General features: G+C 67.8%; 24 protein-coding genes. 19 read left to right on the plus strand and 5 right to left on the minus strand.

Going from position 1 to position 26296, the window contains the following annotated elements; translation table 11 throughout:
* The first annotated feature begins 16 nt into the window (after positions 1–16).
* The 17 genes from ASF53_RS17375 to ASF53_RS17450 all read left to right on the plus strand — a co-directional run bounded on the left by ASF53_RS17375 (position 17) and on the right by ASF53_RS17450 (position 16095).
* Positions 17–1504: a replicative DNA helicase gene (locus ASF53_RS17375; protein WP_056201164.1), complete on the plus strand. Its 1488-nt coding sequence runs from the start codon at positions 17–19 to the stop codon at positions 1502–1504.
* A 24-nt stretch (positions 1505–1528) separates the two neighbouring features.
* Complete coding sequence (locus tag ASF53_RS17380) at positions 1529–2425, plus strand: ATP-grasp domain-containing protein (RefSeq protein ID WP_056201168.1); 897 nt, start codon at positions 1529–1531, stop codon at positions 2423–2425.
* 11 nt (positions 2426–2436) lie between these two features.
* Positions 2437–2625, plus strand: a complete 189-nt coding sequence (locus tag ASF53_RS17385; protein ID WP_056201171.1) for a hypothetical protein — start codon at positions 2437–2439, stop codon at positions 2623–2625.
* Between the two features lie 2 nt (positions 2626–2627).
* Positions 2628–3722, plus strand: coding sequence for an alanine racemase (gene alr / locus ASF53_RS17390; RefSeq protein ID WP_156635621.1), 1095 nt, complete (start codon positions 2628–2630; stop codon positions 3720–3722).
* Between the two features lie 26 nt (positions 3723–3748).
* Complete coding sequence (locus ASF53_RS25220; protein ID WP_082482813.1) at positions 3749–5149, plus strand: NACHT domain-containing protein; 1401 nt, start codon at positions 3749–3751, stop codon at positions 5147–5149.
* Between the two features lie 23 nt (positions 5150–5172).
* Positions 5173–5700, plus strand: a complete 528-nt coding sequence (locus ASF53_RS25890; RefSeq protein ID WP_156635623.1) for a hypothetical protein — start codon at positions 5173–5175, stop codon at positions 5698–5700.
* 6 nt (positions 5701–5706) lie between these two features.
* A complete protein-coding gene (radA, locus tag ASF53_RS17400; protein WP_056201182.1) occupies positions 5707–7143 on the plus strand; it encodes a DNA repair protein RadA in 1437 nt (478 codons plus the stop codon).
* Between the two features lie 287 nt (positions 7144–7430).
* A complete protein-coding gene (locus tag ASF53_RS17405; RefSeq protein WP_056201185.1) occupies positions 7431–8024 on the plus strand; it encodes a CvpA family protein in 594 nt (197 codons plus the stop codon).
* A gap of 250 nt (positions 8025–8274) precedes the next feature.
* Positions 8275–9750 carry an amidophosphoribosyltransferase gene (gene purF, locus ASF53_RS17410; RefSeq protein WP_056201188.1) on the plus strand — a complete coding sequence of 492 codons (1476 nt, stop codon included), beginning with the start codon at positions 8275–8277 and terminating at the stop codon, positions 9748–9750.
* A gap of 20 nt (positions 9751–9770) precedes the next feature.
* Entirely contained in the window at positions 9771–10514 is a 744-nt protein-coding gene (locus ASF53_RS17415) for an SDR family NAD(P)-dependent oxidoreductase (protein WP_056201982.1), read from the plus strand.
* Between the two features lie 71 nt (positions 10515–10585).
* The gene (locus ASF53_RS17420) at positions 10586–10993 is read left to right on the plus strand and encodes a dihydrofolate reductase (protein WP_003606487.1); all 408 of its coding nucleotides are present in this window, start codon (positions 10586–10588) and stop codon (positions 10991–10993) included.
* Between the two features lie 121 nt (positions 10994–11114).
* Entirely contained in the window at positions 11115–11894 is a 780-nt protein-coding gene (ubiE, locus tag ASF53_RS17425; protein WP_056201190.1) for a bifunctional demethylmenaquinone methyltransferase/2-methoxy-6-polyprenyl-1,4-benzoquinol methylase UbiE, read from the plus strand.
* Positions 11895–12096: 202 nt separating this feature from the next.
* Positions 12097–13659, plus strand: coding sequence for a 2-polyprenylphenol 6-hydroxylase (gene ubiB / locus ASF53_RS17430; RefSeq protein WP_056201986.1), 1563 nt, complete (start codon positions 12097–12099; stop codon positions 13657–13659).
* A gap of 42 nt (positions 13660–13701) precedes the next feature.
* Positions 13702–13929 carry a hypothetical protein gene (locus ASF53_RS17435; protein ID WP_056201194.1) on the plus strand — a complete coding sequence of 76 codons (228 nt, stop codon included), beginning with the start codon at positions 13702–13704 and terminating at the stop codon, positions 13927–13929.
* A 12-nt stretch (positions 13930–13941) separates the two neighbouring features.
* On the plus strand, positions 13942–14220 hold the full coding sequence (locus tag ASF53_RS17440; protein ID WP_056201197.1) for a type II toxin-antitoxin system RelE/ParE family toxin: 279 nt from the start codon (positions 13942–13944) through the stop codon (positions 14218–14220).
* 69 nt (positions 14221–14289) lie between these two features.
* The gene (gene coaBC / locus ASF53_RS17445) at positions 14290–15579 is read left to right on the plus strand and encodes a bifunctional phosphopantothenoylcysteine decarboxylase/phosphopantothenate--cysteine ligase CoaBC (RefSeq protein ID WP_056201199.1); all 1290 of its coding nucleotides are present in this window, start codon (positions 14290–14292) and stop codon (positions 15577–15579) included.
* Positions 15580–15780: 201 nt separating this feature from the next.
* The gene (locus ASF53_RS17450; protein WP_056201203.1) at positions 15781–16095 is read left to right on the plus strand and encodes a hypothetical protein; all 315 of its coding nucleotides are present in this window, start codon (positions 15781–15783) and stop codon (positions 16093–16095) included.
* 147 nt (positions 16096–16242) lie between these two features.
* Here ASF53_RS17450 and ASF53_RS17455 read toward each other — a convergent pair whose 3' ends face one another.
* On the minus strand, positions 16243–17247 hold the full coding sequence (locus tag ASF53_RS17455) for a lipid II:glycine glycyltransferase FemX (protein ID WP_056201206.1): 1005 nt from the start codon (positions 17245–17247) through the stop codon (positions 16243–16245).
* 281 nt (positions 17248–17528) lie between these two features.
* On the opposite strand from ASF53_RS17455, the gene speB reads away from it, so the two are divergent.
* A complete protein-coding gene (gene speB, locus ASF53_RS17460; protein WP_056201209.1) occupies positions 17529–18554 on the plus strand; it encodes an agmatinase in 1026 nt (341 codons plus the stop codon).
* 86 nt (positions 18555–18640) lie between these two features.
* Here the strand turns inward: speB and ASF53_RS17465 are convergent, their stop codons facing one another.
* From ASF53_RS17465 to ASF53_RS17475, 3 genes are all read right to left on the minus strand, one after another.
* A complete protein-coding gene (locus ASF53_RS17465; protein ID WP_056201213.1) occupies positions 18641–19798 on the minus strand; it encodes an HD-GYP domain-containing protein in 1158 nt (385 codons plus the stop codon).
* A 371-nt stretch (positions 19799–20169) separates the two neighbouring features.
* Positions 20170–23307 carry an efflux RND transporter permease subunit gene (locus tag ASF53_RS17470; protein WP_056201215.1) on the minus strand — a complete coding sequence of 1046 codons (3138 nt, stop codon included), beginning with the start codon at positions 23305–23307 and terminating at the stop codon, positions 20170–20172.
* A gap of 10 nt (positions 23308–23317) precedes the next feature.
* Positions 23318–24541: an efflux RND transporter periplasmic adaptor subunit gene (locus ASF53_RS17475; RefSeq protein WP_082482815.1), complete on the minus strand. Its 1224-nt coding sequence runs from the start codon at positions 24539–24541 to the stop codon at positions 23318–23320.
* Between the two features lie 231 nt (positions 24542–24772).
* Between ASF53_RS17475 and ASF53_RS17480 the strand changes: the two genes are divergently transcribed.
* Positions 24773–24955: a hypothetical protein gene (locus tag ASF53_RS17480; RefSeq protein WP_056201989.1), complete on the plus strand. Its 183-nt coding sequence runs from the start codon at positions 24773–24775 to the stop codon at positions 24953–24955.
* Positions 24956–25023: 68 nt separating this feature from the next.
* On the opposite strand, the gene ASF53_RS17485 is transcribed toward ASF53_RS17480, so the two are convergent.
* Positions 25024–26253: a GGDEF domain-containing protein gene (locus ASF53_RS17485; protein ID WP_056201222.1), complete on the minus strand. Its 1230-nt coding sequence runs from the start codon at positions 26251–26253 to the stop codon at positions 25024–25026.
* Positions 26254–26296: the final 43 nt, after the last annotated feature.

Below are 26296 nucleotides of genomic sequence, written 5' to 3' on the forward strand. Positions count from 1 at the left end.
GCGACGGACAAGCGCCATGGCCCTGCCCAACGCCCTCACGGCCAATCTCGAGACGGTGCAGCCCGAATACCGGGTGCCGCCGCACAACATCGACGCGGAGCAGGCCCTGCTCGGCGCGATCATGGTCAACAACGACGCCTATTACCGTGTCTCGGACTTCCTGCTGCCCGAGCACTTCATGGAGGCGGTGCACCGCCAGATCTTCGAGGTGTCGGTCTCGCTGATCAAGGCGGGCAAGCTCGCCACGCCGATCACGCTGAAGACCTATCTCGGCGACATCGATCTCGGCGGCGTCACGCCGATGCAGTACCTCGCCCGGCTCGCGGCCGAGGCGACCACCGTCATCAATGCGGGCGAGTACGGCCGCACCATCTACGATCTGGCGATCCGCCGCCGCCTCATCACCATCGGCGAGGATCTGGTCAACGGCGCCTACGAGGCCCCCGTCGAGTCGAGGCCCCGCGACCAGATCGAGGCGACCGAGCGCCGGCTCTACGAACTCGCCGAATCCGGCAAGTACGACGGCGGCTTCCAGAAGTTCTCCGACGCGCTGACCGCGGCCATCGACATGGCGGCCAAGGCCTACCAGCGCGACGGCAAGCTCTCGGGTATCTCCACGGGGCTCACCGACCTCGACGCCAAGATGGGCGGCCTGCAGCCCTCCGACCTCATCATCCTCGCGGGGCGCCCGGCCATGGGCAAGACCTCGCTCGTGACCAACATCGCCTTCAACATCGCCAAGGCCTATCGCGGCGAGAAGCAGCCCGACGGCACCATGCAGACCGTCAACGGCGGCATCGTCGGCTTCTTCTCGCTCGAAATGTCGGCCGAGCAATTGGCGACCCGTATCATCGCCGAGCAGTCGGGCGTGCCGTCCTACAAGATCCGCCGCGGCGACATCCGCCCGGAGGACTTCTACAAGATCACCGATGCGGCACGGGACATGCAGACGATCCCGTTCTACATCGACCAGACCGGCGGCATCTCGATCGCCCAGCTCGCCGCCCGCGCGCGCCGCCTCAAGCGCCAGAAGGGCCTCGACCTCCTCATCATCGACTACCTTCAGCTCCTCTCCGGCTCCGGCAAGAAGAGTGACAACCGTGTGCAGGAGATGACCGAGATCACCACCGGCATGAAGGCTCTGGCCAAGGAGCTGGCGGTGCCGATCATCGGCCTGTCGCAGCTCTCGCGTCAGGTCGAGAACCGCGACGACAAGCGGCCCCAGCTCTCGGACCTGCGCGAATCCGGCTCGATCGAGCAGGACGCCGACGTGGTGATGTTCGTGTTCCGCGAAGAATATTACGTCGGCAACAAGAAGCCGCGCGAGGGCACGGAGGAGTTCTTCGCCTGGGAAGCCGAGATGCAGCGCGTCCACGGCAAGGCCGAGGTCATCCTCGGCAAGCAGCGTCACGGCCCGACCGGCACGGTGGAGCTGCAATTCGACGCCAACATCACCCGGTTCTCGAACCTGGCGCAGAGCGACCGGATGCCCGAGCAGATGTGACCGGGACGAACCGAAGCGCCCCACATGCCGATGCCCATTCTCCTCACCTGCGCGGATCCTCTTGAACCGAAGAAGGCGGACCCCGCATTCCGGGCGGAGGTGGAGGCGGCGCGCGCGGCGGGCTTTGCCATCGCCCTGCTCGATCACGACGAGTTGGACCGGCGGGTCGATCCCGCCGCCGCCCTGCGCCGGGCGCGGCTCGGCGAGGGCGGTCCGGCCGTTTACCGGGGCTGGATGCTGCGCAGTGAGGCCTATGCGCGTCTGTTCGAGGCCCTGGCCGAACGCGGCGTCACCCTGCTGACGGCGCCGGCCGCCTACGAAGCCTGCCACCACGCTCCGGGCTCCTACCCGGCCCTCGCGCCGTGGATGCCGCGGACGGCGTGGCTGCCGCTCGAGCGGATCGACGACGCGGCTTCGCTCCGCGCCACCCTGGCCCCCTTCGGATCGTCGCCGGTCATCCTCAAGGATTGGGTCAAGTCCCAGGCCTCCGGCTACTGGGACGAGGCCTGCTTCATCCCCGACGCGTCCGACGCGGCCCGCGCCGATGCGGTAATCGCACGGTTCCGCGCATTGCAGGGCGAGAGCCTGGAGGGCGGCCTCGTCTTCAAGGCCTATGTCCCGCTCCGGCCCCTCGGCGGGCCCGCCCACGAGGACCGCGCCTTCATCGTCCGCGGTCAGGTGGTGGGGTGCTGGTCGCGCTCGGAGGGGCCACCCCCGTCGCCGCCGTCCGACCTGCTGGCCGCCATCGCCGCCGCGGTGCCGAGCCCCTTCGCCTCGGCCGATCTCGCACAGGATTCGGACGGGCGCTGGTGGCTGCTGGAGGTCGGCGACGGAGGGGTTTCCGGCCTGCCGGATCCGCAGGCGGCCACCCCGCTCTTCGCCGCCCTCTTGGCCGCTCTCGCGGCCGCCGCGACGGCGTAGCGCGCGGGACGATGCCGAGCGACGTCGCGAACGCTTTTCGCGTCTCGCGCATTGCGGACGGTGAGCCATTCGCGACGCGCATCGGGGCGACCATGAAAGCGGCCGCGACGACGATGTTTTTCCGGCCGCATGCCCCTTACGATATCGCGGCCATCATGAACCGGCCGGCACCCTGGCCGCCGGCCGGCGAGGAGTCCTGATCATCAACGGCGACAATCCCGCCCCCGCCGGCCACGGCGCCCGCCTGACTATCGATCTCGCGGCGCTCGCCGCGAATTGGCGGGCGCTCGGCGCCTGCGCGCCGTGGGCCGAGTGCGGTGCCGTGGTGAAGGCGGATGCCTATGGCTGCGGGCTCTCGGCGGTCGCGCCGGCCCTGTGGCGGGCGGGCTGCCGCACGTTCTTCGTGGCGCATCTCTCCGAGGCGATCGCGGCGCGGACGCTTCTGCCGGACGCCGCGCTCTACGTGCTCAACGGCCTGCCGCCCGGCAGCGCCGACGCCTTTCGCGCCCACGGCCTGCGCCCCGTCCTCGGCACGCGCGAGGAACTTCGCGAATGGGCCGCCGCCACCGAGGGTCGGGCGCCCGCCGCACTCCATGTCGATACCGGCATGAACCGGCTCGGCCTCTCCGTGGCGGAGGCTCTGGCGCTGGCGGGCGATCCCGTGATCACGCGGGCCGGCATCGACCTCCTGATGAGCCATCTCGTCAGCGCGGAACGGCCCGACGACCCGATCAACCCGCGCCAAGCCGCCGATTTCGCCCGTGTGCGGGCGGCCTTTCCGCAGATGCGCGCTTCGCTCGCCAATTCCTCGGGCACCTGCCTCGCGCACGACGCTCGCCACGACCTGCTGCGGCCGGGCTATGCGCTCTTCGGCGGCAACCCGGAGCCGGGGCAACCCAATCCGATGCGGCCGGTGGTGCGGCTGGAGGCGACGATCCTGCAGGTCCGCGACGTCGAGGCCGGCGCGACCTGTGGCTATAACGGCCGCTGGCAGGCCCCGGCCCCGCGCCGGCTGGCCACGCTCTCGCTCGGCTATGCCGACGGTTATCCCCGCTCCGCCAGCGATCACGGGCACGCGCTGGTCGGCGGCCTGCCCTGCCCGATCGTCGGCCTGATCTCGATGGACCTCATCATCCTCGACGTCACCGGCGCCCACGAGGCCCGGCGCGGCGGCATAGCCACGCTGATCGGCGATGCCCTCGACATCGACACAGTGGGGCGCGCCGCCGGCACCATCGGCTACGAGATCCTGACGGGCTTGCGTTCCCGCTATGTTCGATCATATATAGATCATTAAATTGGGCCTAATATTAGGAAGATATAATGATCGAATGGTCCTCAATAATTGAGGTGGGCGCAAAAGCAGCCATGCCAAAAATTATCGATGCAGCGCTTGGCGCTGCGTCAAAAGAATTTTCAAAGAAGACTCCATACAAATCGTTGAGTTTCAGTAAGCATTTTGATTTTGCATTTGCAAAGTGCAAAATCATGAAGACTGTTTTTAGTGGCAATAGAGGTGTAGAGCTTTTGCATAACTATGTGCCGCCGAGCTTCGAAATTGAAAATCAAGTCTTCGATGAGTACGAGTTTATCGATGAAATATGGTTTAGAAAAAAAACAGCGCTCATTGGCCCTGCCGGATCAGGCAAAAGTATGTTTTTGCGATATTTTTGGATTGCTTGCACAGTGGAGCCTCGAGGGAAGATTCCCCTGTTCATAGAGTTCAGAGATTTAAACAATCGTGACTTCGAGAATGTCACGGATTTTATATTTCATTACTGCTGCGACGACACCAGCGCTAAGTCAAAAGAATTGTTCTTAGAGGCAATACGGGAAGGGCAGTTTATATTCATCCTCGATGGCTTAGATGAAATTAAGCCGCAACAAAGGCGCTCAATAGAAGAATCTCTGCATGAAATTTTTTCAGCAGAAAATATAGTTTTAATTTCTAGTCGACCAAGTGCTACTATCGCCACGTCTCAAGACTTAAGTCTATGCCTTATCAAAGATCTAGACATAGACAAGGCGGTAAGTATTATTGAAAAAATTGATTTTGACGATGAGGTTAAAAGTAAATTTATAGAAGGGCTCAAGGGCAATTTATTTAAAGAGCACGAAAGCTTTGCGTCTCGCCCTCTTTTGCTCACTTTGATGCTATTAACATTCAACCTATACGCAGAAATACCTAGGAAAATGCATCTTTTCTACGATCAAGCCTTTGATGTGCTGTTTTCAAGACACGACGCACTGAAAGAAGTGTTTCGCAGAGAAAAGCGATGCAAACTCCAAATCGATAGATTTAAGTATGTCTTCTCGGCCTTCTGTTTATTGACATATAATGATTCAAAATTTGAGTTCTCTGAGAGTGAAATGTTAGAATACATAAAAAAGTCCGCAAAGATCTGCGGAGACAAGTTCGATGCAGGAGATTTTTTTGAAGACTTGCTTGACTCGGTAAATGTCATGAATCGCGATGGCATGAAATATGTTTTCAGCCACCGTTCTTTCCAAGAATATTTTACTGCCTACTTTATAATCAGGATAGAGGAGCAGAAGGCAAAAGCGATAATTGCCAAAATATCGGAGCGGCACAACGATACTGTTCTTGACATGATATTTGACATGAACGAAAATTTTTTGAGAGATTATTTCTTGATCCGTATCTCGATGAATTTCGAAGAAAAACATCTTACAGAGGTCGATTTTCACTTTATAGATATGTGAAGGCGACAGAGTGTAGGCTGATAATGACTCGGTTGCTTCACGAACATGAGTACAAAGAGGAACATGAAGGCAAGGATGAGAGAGACACGCCGCCGAAAGCGCGTGTTATGTTTGTGATAGATGGAGGAGACGCAGCGATGCGTGCCTGCAGATTTGTTGGAACTAATTGCATTGCTTTTTCAACGGCCTCTGGCATTCCTATAGAAGTATTGACACTCGATATGTATATGGACGAGCATAGTGTCTCTGAATTTAACAATTTTATCGAACTGTTGGAAGCGCCGAATTTTCGGGAAAACCACGTTACGGTTTTCTTCAACGGTGGAACACTGCAGGTAATAGTTTTAGAATCTGACATTAGTAAATCAAAAAAGGCCATCTTCGATTTGGATACAGACAAAGAAACCAATAACAAATTCAAAAATTTTCTTGAAAACATTTCCTTCCCAACCATGATTCTTGAGAAAAGAAGACTCGTACTACAGGAGCATCGACAAATAAAAAGACGCATTGCTACAAACCATAAGAGCATAGACAAAATAATCGGTTAGCCCTCTATGGCCAAGATCCAACAGACCTTCGTCTGCCAGTCCTGCGGGGCGGTCTACAACCGCTGGCGCGGGCGCTGCGAGGCCTGCAACGGCTGGAATACGATCCAGGAGGAGGTCGCCTCCACCGGCCCCCAATCCGGCCCGGCGGCGACCCGGCCCTCGCGGGCGCGGGGCCGCGTCTTCCCCCTCGAAGGCCTGACCGGCGAGGCCAAGGAGGCGCCGCGCAGCGCTTGCGGCATCAACGAGCTCGACCGCGTCACCGGCGGCGGCTTCGTGCGCGGCTCGGTGATCCTGCTCGGCGGCGATCCCGGCATCGGCAAGTCGACCCTGCTGATGCAGGCCTCCGCCGCCATGGCCAAGAGCGGCGAGCGCGTCGCCTACATCTCCGGCGAGGAGGCGGTGGGGCAGGTGCGCCTGCGCGCCGAGCGCCTCGGGCTGGCCAAGTATCCGGTGGAGCTGGCGGCGCAAACGAATGTCGAGGACATCGTCGAGACGCTGTCCCAGGGCCAGCCGCCGGCGCTCGTCATCATCGACTCGATCCAGACCATGTGGACCGAGACGGTAGAATCGGCGCCGGGCACCGTCACCCAGGTGCGCAGCTCGGCCCAGGCCCTGATCCGCTTTGCCAAGACCACGGGCACGGCCGTTATCCTCGTCGGCCACGTCACCAAGGACGGGCAGATCGCCGGGCCGCGCGTGGTCGAGCACATGGTCGATGCGGTCGCCTCGTTCGAGGGCGACCAGGGCCACCACTTCCGGATCCTGCGGGCGGTCAAAAACCGCTTCGGGCCGACCGACGAGATCGGCGTGTTCGAGATGACCGATGCCGGCCTGTCCGAGGTGCCGAACCCGTCCGCCCTGTTCCTGGCCGGGCGCGACCACGCCGCGCCGGGCACCGCGGTCTTTGCCGGGATGGAGGGCACGCGGCCGCTGCTGGTCGAGATCCAGGCGCTCGTCGCCCCCTCCTCGCTCGGCATGCCGCGCCGCGCCGTGGTCGGCTGGGACCCCAACCGCCTGTCGATGGTGCTCGCCGTGCTGGAAGCTCATGGCGGCATCCGGCTCGGGGGGCACGACGTCTATCTCAACGTCGCCGGGGGCCTGCGCATCACCGAGCCCGCCGCGGATCTCGCGGTCGCCGCCGCCCTCGTCTCCTCGCTCTCGGGGGCAGCGCTGCCCTCCGACTCGGTCTATTTCGGCGAACTCGGCCTGTCCGGCGCGGTGCGGCCGGTCTCGCAGGCGCCGGCCCGGCTGAAGGAGGCGTTGAAGCTCGGCTTTGGCAAAGCCATCACCCCGCAAGGCCGCGGCGAGGCCGGAGACCGGGCGCTGCCGACGGATGCCCTGCGCCACATCGCCGACCTCGTCGCCGGCATCGCCTCGGGGGCGCCGCGGCGGGTCGGGGGCAAGCGGGAGCGCGAACGGGCCGTTCCGGACGACCCTTTCTGAGGGTCTCTCACGAAACGCCCGCTGCGCTGTCCTCGCCACAGGGAGAACGGTCGGTGACCGGGAGTTCTGTGAGGCACTCTGAGACGACCGGCGCCCGAGCCCGCACCAATCCATGCCCGCCGGGCGGCCGACGTGACCCGCTATCCGACAAACCGGCCGGGCCCGAAGGTGACGGCCGAGGTTCGCCGGGGTATATGGTTAAGGACCACAGCGGATGCGCGGCCCGGGGGAGCCGTCGTCGTCCGGGCAAGGCTGCCTCGTTCCGCCCCAGCGAACCATATCCTGCGATGCCGTTTTCCGTCCTCGACCTCGTGGTGCTCGGCATCGTGCTCGTCTCGGCGCTGCTCGCCGCCGTGCGCGGCGTGACCCGTGAGGTGCTCGCGATCATTGCCTGGGTGGCCGCCGCCGCGGTGGCGTGGTCGCTCCACCCGCTGCTCCTGCCCACCGTCAAGCAGCACATCTCCAGCGACACGGTGGCGCTGGTCGCCTCCATCGCGGCGATCTTCCTCGCCACGCTGATCGTGGTCTCACTGGTGACGGTGAAGATCTCCGACCTCGTGCTCGATTCGCGCATCGGCGCCGTCGATCGCTCGCTCGGCTTCCTGTTCGGGGCGGGCCGCGGCTTCCTGATCTGCGTGATCGGCTGGGTGTTCCTGGCTTGGCTCGTTCAGGGCAAGGTTCCGGATTGGGCGGCCCAGGCCAAGAGCCGGTCGCTGCTCGAAAGCTCGGGCGAGGCGCTGGTGGCGCAGTTGCCCGACAACCCGGAAGGCTTCCTCAAGCAGTTCCGCAAGCCGAAGGGCGACGGGCCGGAGGAGCCGCCGCCGGAGACCGATCTCCCCGCCCAGCGCCGCAGCGAAGCCGGGCCCGAGCCGAAGCGCTGAGGCTGGCCTGAAGGCCGGCCCTCGACGATCCGCCAAGAAGCTGCCCTGCGCCAGCAATGCAGCCGGATTGCGCGCGATATGCTGGAATCGGTCTTGGTTGCGACGCGATCCGCGCCTAGGTAACGGTTTCACGACGGTCCTGGCGTAACCCCTCGCGGCAGAGGTCGCGGGCGGAAGTGTCTCCGGCCGTTCCCGCCGTGCCGGATGCGAGGCCCGCGAGACCCGCGCGCTTCCAGGATTCGAGATCGACATGTCTGTTGTCAGCGCGAGCGCCGATGTCCGCAACCTGGACATCGACGGGGATACGCTTCGCGAGGAATGCGGCGTCTTCGGCATCTACGGGCACGACGATGCCTCGGCCATCACGGCGCTCGGCCTGCACGCCTTGCAGCATCGCGGCCAGGAAGCGGCCGGCATCGTCTCCTACGACAACGGCGTGTTCCACTCGGAGCGCCGCCAGGGCCTCGTCGGCGATTCCTTCTCCGACCGCGCCACGATCGAGCGCCTCGCCGGCCGCTCGGCCATCGGCCACGTGCGCTACTCGACCACCGGCGGCACGATCTTGCGCAACGTCCAGCCGCTCTTCGCCGAACTCGCCGGCGGCGGTCTGGCGGTGGCGCATAACGGCAATCTCACCAACGCGCTATCGATCCGCCGCGACCTCGTGCGCGACGGCGCCATCACGCAATCGACCTCGGACACCGAGGTGATTCTCCATCTGGCCGCCCGCTCGCGCAAACCGCGCATCGTCGAGCGCTTCATCGACGCGCTGCAGCAGATCGAGGGCGCCTACGCCATCGTCGCGCTCACCAACAAGAAGCTCATCGGGGCCCGCGACCCGCTCGGCATTCGCCCGCTGGTGCTCGGCGAACTCGACGGCCGCTACATCCTCGCCTCCGAATCCTGCGCGCTCGACATCATCGGCGCCCGCTTCATCCGCGATGTCGAGAACGGCGAAGTGGTCGTGATCTCGGAAGACGGCGTCGAGTCGGTGCGCTTTGCCGAGAAGCAGCCGATGCGTCCCTGCATCTTCGAGTACATCTACTTCGCCCGTCCCGACTCGGTGGTGAACGGCAAGAGCGTCTACGGCGTGCGCAAGGCCATCGGCCAGGAACTCGCCCGCGAGGCAGCCCCCGAGGCCGACGTGGTGATCCCGGTGCCGGATTCCGGCGTGCCCGCGGCGCTCGGCTTCGCGCAAGAGGCCGGCCTGCCCTTCGAGATGGGCATCATCCGCAACCATTATGTCGGGCGCACCTTCATCCAGCCGACCCAGACCGTGCGCGAACTCGGGGTGCGGATGAAGCACTCGGCCAACCGCGCCGCGGTCGAGGGCAAGCGCATCGTGCTCGTGGATGACAGCCTCGTGCGCGGCACCACCTCGGTGAAGATCGTGCGGATGATGCGCGATGCCGGCGCCCGCGAGGTGCATTTCCGCATCGCCTCCCCGCCGATCACCTATCCCGACTTCTACGGCATCGACACGCCCGAGCGCGAGAAGCTGCTGGCCGCCACTCACGATCTGGAGGCGATGCGCCAATATATCGGCGCCGATTCGCTGGCCTTCCTCTCGATCCCCGGCCTCTACCGGGCGATGGGCGAGACCGAGCGCAACGCCGCCTGCCCGCAATACACCGACCATTGCTTCACCGGCGATTACCCGACCGGGCTGACGGATCTGGCGATTGCCGGGCCCAAGCGCTTCGCGATGCTGGCCGAGGCGGACTGAAGCCCGTGATCGAGAAAATGATGGCCGACAAGACCCTCGACGGCCGCGTCGCCGTCGTCACCGGCGCCTCGCGCGGCATCGGCCGCGCCGCCGCCCTGGCCCTGGCAGGGGCGGGCGCCCACGTCGTCGCGGTCGCCCGCACGCAGGGCGGGTTGGAGGAACTCGACGACGCGATCCGTCGGGCCGGCGGCCACGCGACGCTCGTGCCGCTCGACCTCACCGATTATGACGCCATCGACCGCCTGGGTGCTGCGCTCAACGAGCGCTGGGGCCGGCTCGACATCGTGGTCGGCAATGCCGGCATCCTCGGCAACCTGATGCCGGTGAGCCACGTCACGCCGAAGGTGTGGGATCAGGTGATGGCGATCAACGTCACCGCCAACTGGCGCCTGATCCGCTCGTTCGACCCGCTGCTCCAGCGCTCGGATGCGGGGAGGGCGATCTTCGTCTCCTCCGGCGCGGCCGCGAAGTGCCGGGCCTATTGGGGCCCCTACTCCGTCTCGAAGGCGGCGCTGGAGGCGATGGTGCGCACCTACGCCGCCGAGAACGAGAGCACGCGGGTGCGCGCCATGCTGCTCAACCCCGGCCCGCTGCGCACCCGCATGCGCGCCGCGGCGATGCCGGGCGAGGACCCGGCGACGCTCAAGACCCCGGAGGAATTGGCGCCGCATTTCGTGCATCTCGCCTCCCCCGCATGGAACGAGACGGGCAAACTCTACGATTTCCCCAGCGACCGGGTTCTCGCCTTCTCCCCACCCCAGTAACGGGGTCCGGGGCCGAGGCCCCGGCGGGTTGCGGGCAGAGCCCGCTTTCTTTGTTTTCCAGGTTTTGCGCCATGATCGACGTCCGCTGCATCTGCGCCATCGGCCAGCGGGGCCAGCTCGGCCTCAACGGGCATCTCCCCTGGGAGGGCAACACCGATCCGCTCTTCGTCGAGGACGTGACGCGGTTCTTCGCGCTCACCATGGGCCATGTGCTGATCGCCGGCCCCAAAACCGTGGCCTCCGTGCCCGAATTTGCGTTCAAGGACCGCACCATCGACGTGATCCGCTCGCACGAGGATCCGGAGGCGGTGCTGAAGCGCTATCCCGGCCGCCGCATCTTCGTCGGCGGCGGCATCGCGGTCTGGAACGTCTACGCAAAGTACATCCAGCACTGGGACGTCACCCGCCTCCCCTATGACGGCGAGGCCGACCGCTGGTTCGATCCGGCTTGGCTCGTCGGCGGGCCGCTGCGGAGCTGAGTCCCTTCACGCGGCAGCACTACCCGCATCCCCGCTGCCGCATGGCGGTTCCAGCCGGCATTCGCTAAGGAGGCTCGGCCGACGCCGTCAGCGGCGACGGGCGAGCGCAGGGTATGATCGGATGAGCGGAACGGATAGCGGAGCCGGCGACACGGACGCCACCGCCGATTTCGGCTACGAGCGCGTGCGGCTCTCCGAGAAGCAGGCCAAGGTGGACGACGTGTTCCGCTCGGTCGCGCGCCGCTACGACCTGATGAACGACCTGATGTCGGGCGGGCTGCACCGGCTCTGGAAGTCGCACCTGATCTCGATGCTGCGCCCGTCGCGCACCCGGCCCTACCACCATCTCGATGTGGCCGGCGGCACCGGCGACATCGCCTTCCGCACCCTCGAAGCGGGCGGCCCCGAGACCCACGTCACCGTGCTCGACATCAACGAGGCGATGCTGCGGGTCGGCGCCGAGCGGGCGGGCCACAAATACGACGGCCGCATCGATTTCGTCACCGGCAACGCCGAGACGCTGCCGCTGCCGTCGAACCATTTCGACAGCTACACCATCGCCTTCGGCATTCGGAACGTGCCGCGCATCGACGCGGCCCTGGCGGAAGCGCACCGGGTGCTCAAGCCGGGCGGGCGCTTCCTGTGCCTGGAATTTTCGCGGGTCGATCTTCCGGTGCTGGAGAAGATCTACGACGCCTATTCCTTCCACGTGATCCCGCGCATCGGCGAGCGGGTGGCGGGCGACCGCGAATCCTACCAGTACCTCGTCGAGTCGATCCGCAAGTTCCCCTCCCCCGACAGCTTCGCCCGGATGATCGAGACGGCGGGTTTCAGCCATGTCAGCCATCGCCGGCTCTCGGGCGGCATCGTCGCGATCCATTCCGGCTGGAAGATTTCTTGATTTCTCTCCGATCGCGAGCGCTGCCGGGCGGCTCGGCAGGGCCGGGCGCATCGTCCTGGATATCGGATCCAGGGCGACGCGCTCGGCTCCTGTTTCTGCATCGTCTTTCTCCGAAAGCCGGAAGCCACCTTTCGGGACGATGCTCGCGCCTCAGTGATCCGGTGCGATCCCTCTTCGAGCAAATGCCTTTCAGGGTTCGATGATGCTCGGCGCCGTCTTCCACCTCGCCCGCGGCGCCCATGTCGGCTTCGTGCTCGCCCGTGAGGGCGGGCTGGCGCTGATCGATGCGGCGCAATTGCCGCCGCATCTGCGGCTCGCGCTGAAGCTCGGCCGCTCGCTGGAGCGGCGCGGCATCGCGGAGGCCCCCGGCGCGAGCCCGCTGGAGCGGGCACTGACCCGGCTCGGCCCCTCCTACGTCAAGTTCGGCCAGTTCCTGGCGACCCGCCCCGACATCGTCGGCATGGCCGCCGCGCGGGATCTGGAGCGACTTCAGGACCGGGTTCCGCCCTTCCCGCAGGGAGTGGCTTTGCGCGTGGTCGAGGCGGAGCTCGGCAAGCCGGTCCCGGTCCTGTTCACCGCCTTCAGCGAGCCGGTGGCCGCGGCCTCCATCGCCCAGGTCCACAAGGCGACGGTGCTCGACGCCGACGGCACGCAGCGCACGCTCGCGGTCAAGGTGATGCGGCCCGGCGTGCGCGAACGGTTCGCGCGCGACATCCAGGCGATGCGGTTCATGGCCCGCATCGTCAACGCGCTTCTGCCCGATGCCGAGCGCCTGCGCCCGCGGGAGGTGGTCGAGATCCTGGCCCGCTCCGTCACCATGGAGATGGACCTTCGCCTTGAAGCGGCGGCGATGTCGGAACTCGCGCAGAACACTGCGGGCGACGCGGATTTCCGCACGCCGCGGCCCGAATGGGCCCTGACCTCGCGGGACGTGCTGACGAGCGAGTGGATCGACGGCGTGCGCCTCAACGATCGCCCCGGCATCGTGGCCGCCGGCCACGACCCGAAGGCGCTCGGCCGCACGGTGATCCAGTCCTTCCTGCGCCAGGCGATCCGCGACGGGTTTTTCCACGCGGACATGCATCCGGGAAACCTGTTCGTCGATCCGCAGGGGCGGCTCGTCGCGGTCGATTTCGGCATCATGGGCCGGCTCGGCCATGCCGAGCGGCGCTTCCTCGCCGAGATTCTTCTGGGCTTCATCACCCGCGACTATCGCCGCGTCGCCCAGGTGCATTTCGAGGCGGGCTACGTGCCGCGCCACCATTCGGTGGACGATTTCGCGCAGGCCATCCGGGCGATCGGCGAGCCGATCCACCAGCGCCGGGCCGACGAGATCTCGATGGCCAAGGTGCTCACGCTGCTGTTCGACGTGACCGCCCTGTTCGACATGAGCACCCGCACCGAACTGGTGATGCTGCAGAAGACCATGGTGGTGGTGGAGGGCGTCGCCCGCTCGCTCGATCCGCAGCTCGACATGTGGACCGGCGCCGAACCGGTCGTGCGCTCGTGGATCACCCGCCATCTCGGCCCCGTCGGCCGGATCGAGGGCGGCGCCCGCGCGGCGCTGACGCTCGCCGAGGTCGTGTCCGACATCCCCGACATCGCGCAACGCATCCGCCGCATCATGATCCGCCTCGACGAGGAGGGAACGCGCGATACCAAGGCGATCGAGCGCTTGGTCAAGCTGGAGCGGCGCCACGCGCTCCTGACCACCCTGGCCCTGTGGGGGATCGCGGTGGGGGCGCTGGTGCTGGCCTTCCGGTGAGAGACCTTCTCACCGGCCGAATTTCTCCTACACTCCCCTCCCATGACCGATCTACTCGACAAGGCGATCACCGCCGCCCGGAACCTCCCGCCCGAGGTGCAGGACGCGATCGCGCGCATGGTGCTGAGCTATGCGGGCGAGGAACAGGCCGTCTACCGCTTCACCCCTGAGGAAGAAGCGGAGCAGGATGAGGCTGATGCCGCCGAAGCGCGCGGCGATTTCGCGACCGATGAGGAAGTGCGCGCCATCTGGGCCAAGCACGGCCTGTGAGGCGTGTGGCTCATGAAGCTGCGCTTTACACGCCCTGCCGCGCGCCAACTCGATCAGGCACTCGCTTATGTCGCGCAGCATAATCCGCAAGGTGCGAACCATGTGCAGGCGCGCCTGCAAGAACTGATGCTTCTGTTGCTGGAACATCCTTTTGCAGGGCAGGCGACCGCACGGCGTGGCGTTCGGCGTATCGTCGCTTCGCCCTATCCTTACGTACTGACCTACCGCATCGGACACGACGAAATCATCATCCGCAGCGTGCGCCACACCGCGCGTCGCCCTTTGCCCTGAATCGTCGGCTCAAGCTGCGCCGAACATGCCGCCCTTGACGCGCGCGCTCCGATTCCCCGTTCTGCCCTCATGTCTTCTCCGTCTCCCAAGCCCCTCGCCGGCCGCCGCATCCTCCTGATCGTCGGGGGCGGCATCGCCGCCTACAAGGCGCTCGACCTGATCCGGCGCCTGCGGGAGCGCGGGGCGCAAGTGCGCCCGCTGCTAACCGACGCGGCCCAGGAGTTCGTCACGCCGCTGGCCGCCGCCGCGCTCGCCGGGGAGCGGACCCATACCGACCTGTTCGACCGGGAGAGCGAGGCCGATATCGGCCATATCAAGCTCGCGCGGGATGCCGACGCCATCGTGGTGGCGCCGGCCACCGCCAACCTGATGGCGCGGATGGCGACCGGCCATGCGCCGGACCTCGCCTCGACGGTGCTGCTCGCCACCACCCTGCCGATCCTGATCGCCCCGGCCATGAACGTGCGGATGTGGCAGCATCCGGCGACGCAGCGGAACCTCGCGACCCTGAAGGCCGACGGCGTCGCGGTCATCGGCCCCAACGAGGGCGCGATGGCCGAGGCCGAGTTCGGCCCCGGCCGGCTGGCCGAGCCGCACGAGATCGCCGACGCGCTCGAAACCCTGCTGGCGCAGCGTGCCGAGGGCGGCGGCATCGGGTTCCTGGCGGGCCAGGCCATCCCGAAAAAGCCGCTGGCGGGGCGGCACGTGCTCGTCACCTCGGGGCCGACCCACGAACCGATCGATCCGGTGCGCTACCTCGCCAACCGTTCCTCGGGGCGGCAGGGCCATGCGGTCGCCGCCGCCGCGGCCGAGGCCGGCGCCCGCGTCACCCTGGTCTCGGGGCCGGTGGCGATCCCCGATCCGGCGGGCGTCACCGTGGTGCGGGTCGAGAGCGCCCGCGAGATGCTCGCCGCGGTCGAGGCGGCCTTGCCCGCCGATCTCGCGATCTTCGCCGCCGCGGTCGGCGATTGGCGGCCCGCCGAGATGCGGGCGGACAAGATCAAGAAGGACGGCCATCAGCCGCCACCGCTGCACTTGGTCGAGAACCCCGACATCCTCGCCACCATCGCCGGCCGCACCGAGGGGCGTCCGCCCCTCGTCGTGGGCTTTGCCGCCGAGACCGACGACGTGATCGCGAACGCGCAGAAGAAGATCGCGCGGAAGGGCTGCGACTGGATCGTGGCCAACGACGTCTCGGCGGAGGGCGGGGTCATGGGCGGCACCGAGAACACCGTCCACCTCGTCGCCCGCGACGGCGGCGTCGGCGGCCGTGTCGAGACGTGGCCGAAGCTCGGCAAGGAGGAGGTTGGACGGCGGCTGGTGGCGCGGTTTTCGGCCCTGCTCGCAGCAAAGCCGTGAGAGCCTCGCCCGCCTCTCAGGCTTAAGCGCGGTTCAGTGACGGGCCCGTCTTGGCCCGCGAGGCAACAACGCAACGGTCGCCCGGCGGACAAAAATGTTCCCCGGCGCCGGACCTTAAAGTTTTCATCGGCTCAGCTTGCCCTCGTCGGTGTAATGCCCAGATCCTCCCTCCACGTCATTCACAGCGACAGGAGCGACATCATGGCCAAGGCCGACCGGCACAGCATGGGCCCCGGCGCGCAGGGCAAGGGCGACGGCAGCGGCGCCATGACCGATCTGCCCGAGGGCATCCTCGGCGAGAACGAGGTGCTGAGCAACCGCGACAAGTCCCGGCACACCGACCAGCGCGGCCTCGACAGCCGCCACGTCCAGACCGAGCAGTACCACGACCATGTCGGCGCCCGCCAAGGCGGAGGCCGCACCGGCGAGGAAGAGGCCAATGCGAGCGGCCCCGCCGGGCCGATGACGAACACCTCGGGCGACACCAGCAGTCTGCGCACGAAGCATCGGGACTAAAAGCCTCTCACAAAACTCCCGCTGCGCCGTCATCGCCAGGGAGAGAACGGTCAGAGATCGGGAGTTTTGTGAGGCACTCTAAGACCTCCGCGTCGAGGGGAGCCGAGGGGCCGGCGCGCGCCCGGCTCCTCCTCTCCGGTCCGCGGCTCAATTCTGGCGCAGGAACAGGGCGGTCGCGGCGGCGCGGCGGACGAAGGGATTGCGGGCATAGATCCAGAGTGGATCGCCCTGGACAACGTTGCGGCTCAGTGCCCGCTTGAATTCGAACACGCCGCGATTGCCGGCCGGATCGACACCGCCGAAATCGAAGACGCGTGCTCCCTCCGCGTGGGCCCGCTCGACGACCTGCCACACGGCGAACGTCGCCGCACCGGTTGACCGGGCCCGCTCATTCGAAGCGGCAAAGAAGTCGGTCCAGCGCTCGCGCGCCGTGTGGACGAGGCGCACGTGGATTGGCTCCCCGCGCTCCCGGATCTCCAGGAAGACGAGGCGAGGGTCGGCGACGGCGAGATCGCGATAGGCGGCCGCATTGAGACCATCGACGAAGCCCTTACGCTCTTGCAGGGCGGCATGCATCCGCTCGAAGGTCTCGAAAGCCCGAAACCGCTCGTCCGGATTCGTCAGGAAGGCGGCGGTGAGGTCGGCATTGCCCTGTGCCTTCCTGACTCTCTGCCGCCAAGTCGGATCGGCACCGGACAGGATCGTTTTCGTGTCGCGGGAAAGATCGACGTCGATCGTATGGTTCTGCCGGGTCACCACGGGCAGGAAGCGGTGCGCCAGGAGGGCCGTCATTCCCTCGGGATCTAGGAAGCGATAGGGTCTGATCGCGAGAAGGTCCGTAGGACGCGGGGCGAGATGGTCGAGAATGGCGGCAAGCACCGCTTCCGCCTTGGCCCGGCCGCGCACGGTCAGAATCGGCCCCCCCTGCACGAGGATCCGGCGCACCAAGCCGGGCCGCTCCTGACACTGGACGTAGGCGAGATCCTCGCCGTTCTCGGCACACAGGGCGATTTGCCGGACGGACCAGCCGAGCCGGCTCTTGTAGGCTCCCCAGTTCCGGGATGCGTAGATGTTGGCATTCTCCTGCCGCCAGACCACCTCGTCCCAATCGGCGGCCTTCGAACGGTCGATGACCGCGATCTGTGCTGCCATGAACCGTTTTCCCCCGTCCGTCGTCCCGGTGCCGGCTCAGGCGCCGATCCGTCCCTCGATCAGGCTCGGCTGTCTGCAGGCTTGGCCGTATCACGGGCCCGGTTCCCAACGCCATCGAAGACGAATGTATCCGCTCTCCAGGTTGTCTCTGAGTAGTCTGCGCGGGCCGCAACCGGATCAGGGCCGGGGCATGGCGATGCGGGCGGGGAGAGGCTTGCGGATAGACGATCCGGGCGGCTTGATGCGGATCGCGCAGCAAGCCGCGCCGGGGGAGGATCGCCATGGCGGATGACAGCGAATCGGCGGGCGCGCGGGCGGAACGGCGGGCGCGGTTCCAGCCGGCCTCGGGGATGGTGACGCCGCGCTTCTCCGGCCTTGCGAGTTTCATGCGGCTGCCGGTGCTCGATCCCGCCGAGGCGGTGGGTGAAGGGGCTGGAGAAGGGGCCGGTCTGGTCGAAATCGGCCTGATCGGCATCCCCTTCGACGGCACCACGACCAACCGGCCCGGCGCCCGGCTCGGACCGCGGGCGGTGCGCGAGGCCTCCACCGGCACGCGGGCGCTCAACCACGCCACGGGGGTGGCGCCCTACGCTCTGGCGGCCTGCGCCGATCTCGGCGACGTGCCGATCAATCCGGTGGACGCCGCCGAGACCGCGCAGCGCATCGAGGCGTTCTACCGGCCGCTCGCGGAGGCCGGGATCGTGCCGCTCACGGTGGGGGGCGACCATTTCATCACCTATCCGGTGCTGCGGGCGCTCGGGGCGGCCCGGCCGCTCGGGCTGATCCATATCGACGCCCACAGCGACACCGACGACGCGCAATATGGCGGGTCACGGCTCACCCACGGCACGCCGTTCCGCCGCGCGGTCGAGGCCGGGCTGCTCGACCCGCGGCGCTGCATCCAGATCGGCATCCGCGGCAGCATGGATGCGGCCGACGAGCGCGATTGGGCCCTGGCGCAGGGCATGCGCATCCTCACGATGGAGGAGGTCTGCGCCCGCGGCCTGCCGGAAGTGGCGGCGGAAGCCCGCGCCGTCGTGGGCGAGGGCCCGACTTATCTCAGCTTCGACATCGACGCCCTCGATCCCGCCTTCGCCCCCGGCACCGGCACGCCGGAGATCGGCGGCTTCACCACCCGCGAGGCGCTGCACCTGCTGCGGGCCCTGCGCGGCCTCGATCTGGTCGGGGCGGATGTGGTGGAGGTCGCCCCTCCCCTCGATTCCGCCGGCATCACGGCCTTGGCGGGCGCCGGCATCGCCTTCGAGATCCTGTGCCTGCTGGCCGAGCGGGTCGCCGCACGCGGCTGACCGGCCCGAAAAACGGATTTCGAAAAGGCGAGCCTTTTCGCGGGTCCAGGGCAGAGCCCTGGTCTATGCCCTTTGGAATCTCGCGATCAGCTCAGCACGGACGGTCCGCCCGCGGCGTTGCCGGCGCGGAAGATGATCGGGCGGTAGACCCGGAGCAGGTCGGAATCGAGCTGGCCGGCCTGGGCCTGCATGATCGCGGCGGCCTCGGCGGCGGGCAGCGGCGGGCGGTAGACCCGGCGCTCGGTCAGGGCCGAATGGACGTCGCAGATCGCCACGAGCCGCACGAGATCGCCGATCCGCGCGCCCTTCAGGCCTTCGGGATAACCGGACCCGTCGAGGCGCTCGTGGTGGTAGCGCACCACGTCGAGGATCTCGGGCTCGAAGGCGCTCTCCCTGGCCAGCAGGTCGGCGCCGAGCGCGGCATGGGTGCGCATCACCGCCATCTCGTCGGGCGTGAGCGGGCCCGGCTTGTTGAGGATGGCGTGGGGGATCAGCGCCTTGCCGACATCGTGCAGGAGCGCGGCCTTGGCGAGCCGCTGCCGGTCGTTCCGGGAGAAGCCGAGTTCGGCGGCGAAGGCGGCGGCAAAGCCCGCGACGCTCAAGGAGTGCTGGTAGACCTGGATGTCGTGGCGCCAGACGAGGTCGAGCCAGGTGCGGATGCCGACTTCGGAGACCGTGTCGAGCACGATCCGCGTGCCTTCCTCGACCTCCTCCGGGCTCGGGGGCCAGCCGGTGGCCGCCTTGTCGAACAGGCGGGTGACGAGGGTGGTGGCCCGTTCCACCCGCACTTCGGGGGTTCCGCCGCCCGGTTTCCGCGCCTTGGCGGAGGAGGCCTCCCGCGCCTTTCCTTCCGCGACGAGGCGCATGAGCGTCGGGACGATGCCGGCGGATTGGCGCGGATCGATCACCGTCGGCGCCCCGAGCAGACGCACGGCCGCCGTGTCTTGGACGGCATTGCCGCGGGCGAGATAGAGACAGGGCAGCCCGCTCTCGCGAATGCGCTCGGCGAGCCACATGATCCAGGCACTTCCCCGATCGGCCGCGAGATCGGTGGCGAGATCGACGACGAAGGCGATGGACCGGTCGGCGGGCAGGGCCGCGCCGGGCTCGACGACCCGGCAGGGCAGAACCAGGGCGATGCCGCGGGCAAGACGCTCCGCCCGCTCGCGGCGGTCCGAGACGAGGACGACGACGTCCTCGCGGTGCGCTCCCTGACGCTCGTGGCCGTCCCGAGGTTCCTGCATCGATCATCCGTGGCCGCGAGGCCCGGTGGCGGACTCGAAGCGTGGTTTGGCCAGATACATCAAAAGCGTTGCGAAATGCTTCGCACCATCTTGCTGGTACAACCCTGACGTATTCGCGTAGCGCAGTGCTTCGTGATCGGAGCGATACCGCCGAGCCCTGTTCACTCCACGATGATTCCCGTGGCGTTTCAGGCAAACACGTCTTCAGGATGTTGGCCGAGCCCGAGCACAATTTGTCGTAAGGCCCGCGCCATGAGCGCCCTGCTCAGGCTGCGCGGATTCTCAGTGTACGTCCCGGCCCCGTCGTCCTTCCAGCGACGGCGGCGTGGCGGTGATTGGTGAAAGACGCCTCGGCCCGCGCGAAAACCGAATCACTCGGCGGCCACCCCTCGGCGGTCGAGACCGGCGGCGTTGGCGGGCGGCCCCGGACGATACGCGTCTTCCTCCTCCGGCTCGTCCGCCCCGCCGACGAAGCGGCCGAACAGGCGCACGAACAGCCGCGACAGGTCATCGACCAGCAGGAAGATCGCGGGCACGAAGACGAGCGAGAGGCCCGTCGAGACGATCAGCCCGCCGATCACCGCCACCGCCATCGGCGCGCGGAACTCGCCGCCGATGCCGAGCGCGAGGGCCGACGGCACCATGCCGGCGGCCATGGCGATCGTCGTCATCACGATGGGGCGCGCCCGCTTGCGCCCGGCATCGACGATGGCGGTGACGCGATCGACGCCGCGGGCCATCTCCTCGATGGCGAAATCGACCAGCATGATCGCGTTCTTCGTCACCACGCCCATCAGCATCAGGATGCCGATCACCACCGGCATCGAGATCGGCATGTGGAAGACGAGGAGCCCCAGGATCGCCCCGCCGATGGAGAGCGGCAGCGAGAACAGGATGGTGAGCGGCTGGAGGAAGTTGCCGAACAGCAGCACGAGGACGCCGAACACCATCATCAGCCCGGCACCCATGGCCAGGGCAAAGCCCTCGAACACCTCGCCCATCACCTCGGCATCGCCGGTCTGGCGGATGGTGACGCCCTCGGGCAGGTTCGTGGCGGCGGGCAGGGCCATCACCTGCTCGATGATCGAGCCGAGCGCGTCCGAGCCCTGAAGGTCGCCCTCGACGGCGACGCGCACGGTGCGGTCGTAGCGGTCGATGGCGGTCGGGCCGCGCCCGAGCGTCAGGTCGGCCACGGTGGCGAGCGGCACCGCCGCGCCGGCCTTCACCGGCACCTTCAGGCTGGCGATCTCGGGTAGCTGCCCGCGCAGGCGCTCCGGCAGCATCACCCGGATCGGGATCTGCCGGTCCTTGGCGTTGAACTTGGCGAGGTTGGCCGCGATGTCGCCGATGGTGCCGACCCGCACCGTTTCGGCGATGACGTCGGTCGAGACGCCGAGATCGGCGGCGACGCCCGCTTTCGGGGTGATGCGGATCTCGGTGCGGTCGAGCGGCGCGGTCGAGATCAGGTTGACGAGGTGGGGCACGCCCATGGCCTCGCGCTGGAGGCGGGCGGCCACATCCGCGACCACCGCCTTGTCGGGCCCTGAGACGATCAGCGCGAATTCCCGCTGCCCGCCCTCCTGCAGCGACCAGAAGCGGATGTCGGGGACTTGGCGCAGGACGTTCGCAATCTTCAGATCGACCTGCTTCTGGGTCAGCGATCGCTCGCTCTTCGGGGTCAGGTTCACGGTGAGGCTTGCCAGCCGCACCTCCTTCTTGCCCGGCAACTGGCGCCCGCCATCGACGAAGACGGAGCGCACCTCGGGCATCTGGCGGAGGGTCTCGACGACGCCGTCGGAGAGGCGCTGGGTGTCGTCGAGCCGGGCGCCGGGGGGCAGCTCGACCACGAACATCGTGCGCGCCGCGTCCTCCGCCGGGATGAAGCCCGCGGGCAGCAGCCGGGTCGAGGCGATCGAGCCGGCAAAGCAGGCCAGACCGAGGATCAGCGTCAGGTATTTGTGCCGCACCGACCACGCCACGAGGCGGGTATAGGCGCGCATCACCGGCCCCTCGCGCTCGTGGTCCGGGCCGTGGTCGCGCAGGAAATAGGCGGCCAAGAGCGGCGTGATGAGGCGCGCAACGAGCAGCGACACGAACACGGCCGCCGCGATGGTGAGCCCGAACTGCTTGAAGTACTGGCCGGCAATGCCGGGCATGAAGGAGACGGGGGCGAAGATCGCGATGATGGTCGCGGTGATGGCGATGACCGCGAGCCCGATCTCGTCGGCGGCCTCGAGCGCCGCCCGGTAGGCGGTTTTGCCCATCCGCATGTGGCGGACGATGTTCTCGATCTCGACGATGGCATCATCGACGAGGATGCCGGTGACCAGGGTGATCGCGAGCAGGCTGACCGCGTTGAGCGAGAAGCCGAGTGCGCTCATCACCCAGAAGGTCGGCAGCACCGAGAGCGGCAGCGCCACCGCCGCGATCAGGGTGGCGCGCCAATCCCTCAGGAACAGGAACACCACGATCACGGCGAGCGCGGCGCCTTCCAGCAGGCCCATCATCGCCGAATGGTAGTTGCCGATGGTGTTGACGACGCTGGTATCGATCAGGTCGAAGCGCACGCCCGGATTCTCGGCGTGCAGCTCCTCGATGCGCCGCGCGACCGCCGTCGCGACCTCGGCGTCGCTCGCCCCCATCGCCCGGGAGATGGCAAAGCCCACCACCGGCTCGCCGTTGAACCGGGCGAAGGTGCGCGGCTCCTCGGCCGCATCCATCAGGCTCGCCAACTCGTCGAGGCGCACCTTGCGCCCGCCCGGCACGACGATGGAGGTGGCCCCCAGCGTCTCCAGGCTCGCCGAGGCGCCCAGCGTGCGGATCGATTGCTCGCCGCCGGCGAGTTCGCCGCGCCCGCCGGCCATATCGGCAGAGGTGAGGCGCAATTGCCGGTTCACGTCGGCCGCGGTGATGCCGAGCGCCAGCAGGCGGTCGGGCTTGAGGGTCACGCGGATCTCGCGGGCCACGCCGCCGAGGCGCTCGACGCCGCCCACCCCCTTCACCCCCTGGAGCTGGCGCGCCACCACGTCATCGACGAACCACGACAGGTCTTCGGGCGTCATCGCCGGGGCGGAGGCGCCGTAGATCATGATCGGCAGGCCGGCGATCTCGACGCGGCTGATGATCGGCTCGTCGATGGTGCGCGGCAGGTTGATGCGAATCTTCGAGATCGCGTCCTTCACGTCGTTGACGGCGCGGTCCTGGTTCACCTCCAGGCGGAACTCGATCGTGGTGATCGAGGCGCCCTCCGAGATGGTCGAGAGGATGTGCTTGACCCCCTTCACCCCGGCCACCGAATCCTCGACCCATTTCGTGACCTGGGTCTGCAACTCGGACGGGGCGGCCCCGCTCTGCGTGACCGTCACCGAGACGATCGGGATGTCGATGTTGGGAAACCGGGTGATCGGCAAGGACCGGAAGCTGACGAGGCCGAGCACCATCAGCACGAGGAACAGGACGAGGGAGGGGATCGGCTTGCGGATCGCCCAGGCCGAGACGTTGAGGCGCATGATGGGATCCTCAGCGGGCCGCGGCGGGCGCGGCCGCAGCCGCTCGGGCCGTCGGCAGGACGGGCCGCACCCGGTCGCCGTCGCGCAGGAACGAGCCGGCGCGGGCGACCACCGTCTCCCCGGCGGCGATGCCGGAACGCAGTTCCGTGAAGCCCTCGGCCGAGAGGCCGGTCTCGACTTTTCGAGCAGAGACGCGGCCATCCGAGACGGCGAGCACGCTCGCCGAGCCGTCGGCGGCGTAGAGCACGGCGGCGAGCGGCACCGCCACGCCCTCGCGCCGGGCGACCTCGACCCGGCCGCGGGCGAAGGCGCCGATATGCAGCGCCGGGTCGGCGTCCAGGCGGATGCGGACCCGGCCGAGGCGCGTCGCCCGATCGACCTCGGGATAGACCCGGCGCACGGCGCCTTGCGTCACGCGCCCATCCTCCCATTCGAGCCGCGCCGGGGCATCGGCCCGGAGCCGCGGCAGGGCGGATTCCGGCACCTCGCCCTCCAGCTCGATCTCGCCGCGGGCGATCAGGCGGAAGAGCGGCTCGCCGACCGCGCTCGCGGTGGCGCCGACCCGCGCCGTGCGGCGACTGACGATCCCGGCCTCCGGCGCGCGAATCTCGGTGCGGGCCCGGCGCAGGCCGATCTCGCGCCCCTGCGCCCGCGCGGCGGCCAGATCCGCCTCGGCGAGAGCCAGCCCGGCCCGCGCCGCCTCGAGCCGGCCGTCGGCGCCCTGCGCTGCCGAGACCCGCTGTTCCAGGGTGACGGCGGTGGCGTTGCCGGTCCGCACCAGGGCCTGGGCCCGTTCCAGGGCTTGGCGCGCCTCGGTCTGGGCGGCCTGCACCTGGACGATCTGGCTCTTCGCCTGGAGGATGGCGGCTTCCGCTTTCGCGGTGGCCGCGAGGTTGGCGGCTTCTTGCGTCTCGATCATCTCCAGCGAGAGCCGCGCCAGCACCGCGCCGCGCTCGACCCGGTCGCCCTCCTCGACGAGCAGCGCGACGATGCGCAGGCCCTCGACCTCGGGGGCGACGAGGATCTCGTCGCGGGGCACCAGCGTCCCAGTCACGACCGCCCGCTCGACGATCTCCCGGCGCTCGGCCGGAACCACGCTCACCGCGGGCAGGAGCGCGGCGGGATCGGGCACACCGGCCGCGGGCGGCGCCTCGGCCGCGCGGGCCGGCGGGGTCGCGACGAGGAGGGCAGCAAGGCACGCCGCGGCGGGAGGAAAGAGCAAACGAGCCGACATCGCGAATCGCCTCATAGGGCGCGCCGATGCGCCGCAGCCTGCTTGGCCGCTGCAACCGGCGATTTCGTGGCGGATGGGGTAGCAAATCCCTCCCCGGCCGAAGCCTGTGCGCGATGCCGCAGGCCGACGAGAGCGGCGGACGCCGCTTCGCTAAGCTCAAGGTTTCGCGTGAACCGGGTCGGCCGCGCCGGGTTATCCCGTCAAGTGATTCCCGACGATGGACAGTTCACGATGAGCATCTTCCAGATCCGGCAGAAGACGAGCGGCGCGATCCTCTGGACCGGCAGCGCCGATGACGAGCGCACGGCCCTCGACGCCATGGCCCGCGAGGCCGGCTATTCGGATTCGGCGGCCCTCCCCGACAGCGTGCGGGCGGCAGGCTTCGACACGGCCCGGCTCGACCTGATCTCCTGATCTTTGCTCCAGCATCCTCGACCAGGGGCGTCCGCCATGCGGGCGCCCCTTTCGATTCGGAGGCCGGATCAGGCGCAGCAGCCCCCTTGCGCGGAGATTTGCGTCGTCGCCGCCCCCGGCACGGATCGATCCGGAACCCGCTCCGCCGGCTGCTCCAGGCGGCGGGCCTGCAGCCGGTCGCGGCCATGGGCCTTGGCCTCGTAGAGCGCCGTGTCGGCAAGCGCCATCAGGGTGTCGAGCCCGGCCGGACCGCCGGTGAACAGGGCGGCGCCGAGGCTGACCGTGGCGCCGGTGGGCAGGCCCCGGCCGCTCTCGCGGGCCATGCGATCCCGGATCGCCGCGCCGAGACCGGACGCCGCCGCCGCGTCGAGACCCGGCACGAGGATCACGAACTCGTCCCCGCCGAGCCGCGCCAGGATCGCGCTGCGCGGCAGGCAGGCCTCCAGCACGCCGGTGAGCGCCACGAGGATGCGGTCGCCGACGGCGTGGCCGAAGCTGTCGTTGACCGTCTTGAACCGGTCCACGTCGAGCAGCAGCAGGGCGCCGGGCTGGCGCGCGGCGGCCATGTCACGCAACGCCTCCGCGGCGCGGCTCTCGAAGGCGCGGCGGTTGAAGGCGCCGGTGAGGGGATCGCGCTCGGCGAGCGCCGTCATCGCCTCCTCCCGGCGGCGGCGCACCGCGGCGGCCATCAGCAGGGCGAGCAGCATCTCGACGAGAATGCCCTCGAACAGCGAGACCTGGATCAGCACGCCCTTGAAGCTGACGAGGCTGACGAAGGCGCCGGGCACGGGCACGAGCAGCGCCTTGAGGGCGTAGAACGTGCCGTGGGCGAGGAAGACGGCGCCCAGCGCATCGGAGGCGGCGGTGCGCTCCGGGAAGGGCGTGCCGACCCGCGACAGCAGGAGATGGGCGGCCCGCAGGGCGGCGAGGGCGACGAGGCCGGCATTGGTCATCGCGAAGGCCGGCGTCGGGTCGATCCCCGCCGGCAGGAGCAGGAGCCCGGCCCAGGCCGGCAGCAGGCCCCACCAGAGCCGTCCGATCCGGCGCCCGGTGAAGCGGGCCGCGCCAAATAGGAACAGGAGGTGGGCGACGACGAGCAGGCCGTTGGCGAACCAGACTCCGACGAGGAAGGACGTGGCGCGGACCGGCGAGAGCGAGCAGCCGAGGACGATCGCGGCGAAGCCCGCACTCCACAGCAGCAGCGCGGGGTTGCGCAGGATCCGCCACTCGACGGCCAGGAAGCCCGCAGCGGCCGCAGCCGCAGCGAGGCTCATGACCAGCATGGTGACCACATCCATGGCTATCTCGAACCCGCGCAACGGTGACGTGACGCGCTGCGAT

This window comes from Methylobacterium sp. Leaf123 (assembly GCF_001423405.1).
Classification (GTDB): Bacteria; Pseudomonadota; Alphaproteobacteria; order Rhizobiales; family Beijerinckiaceae; genus Methylobacterium.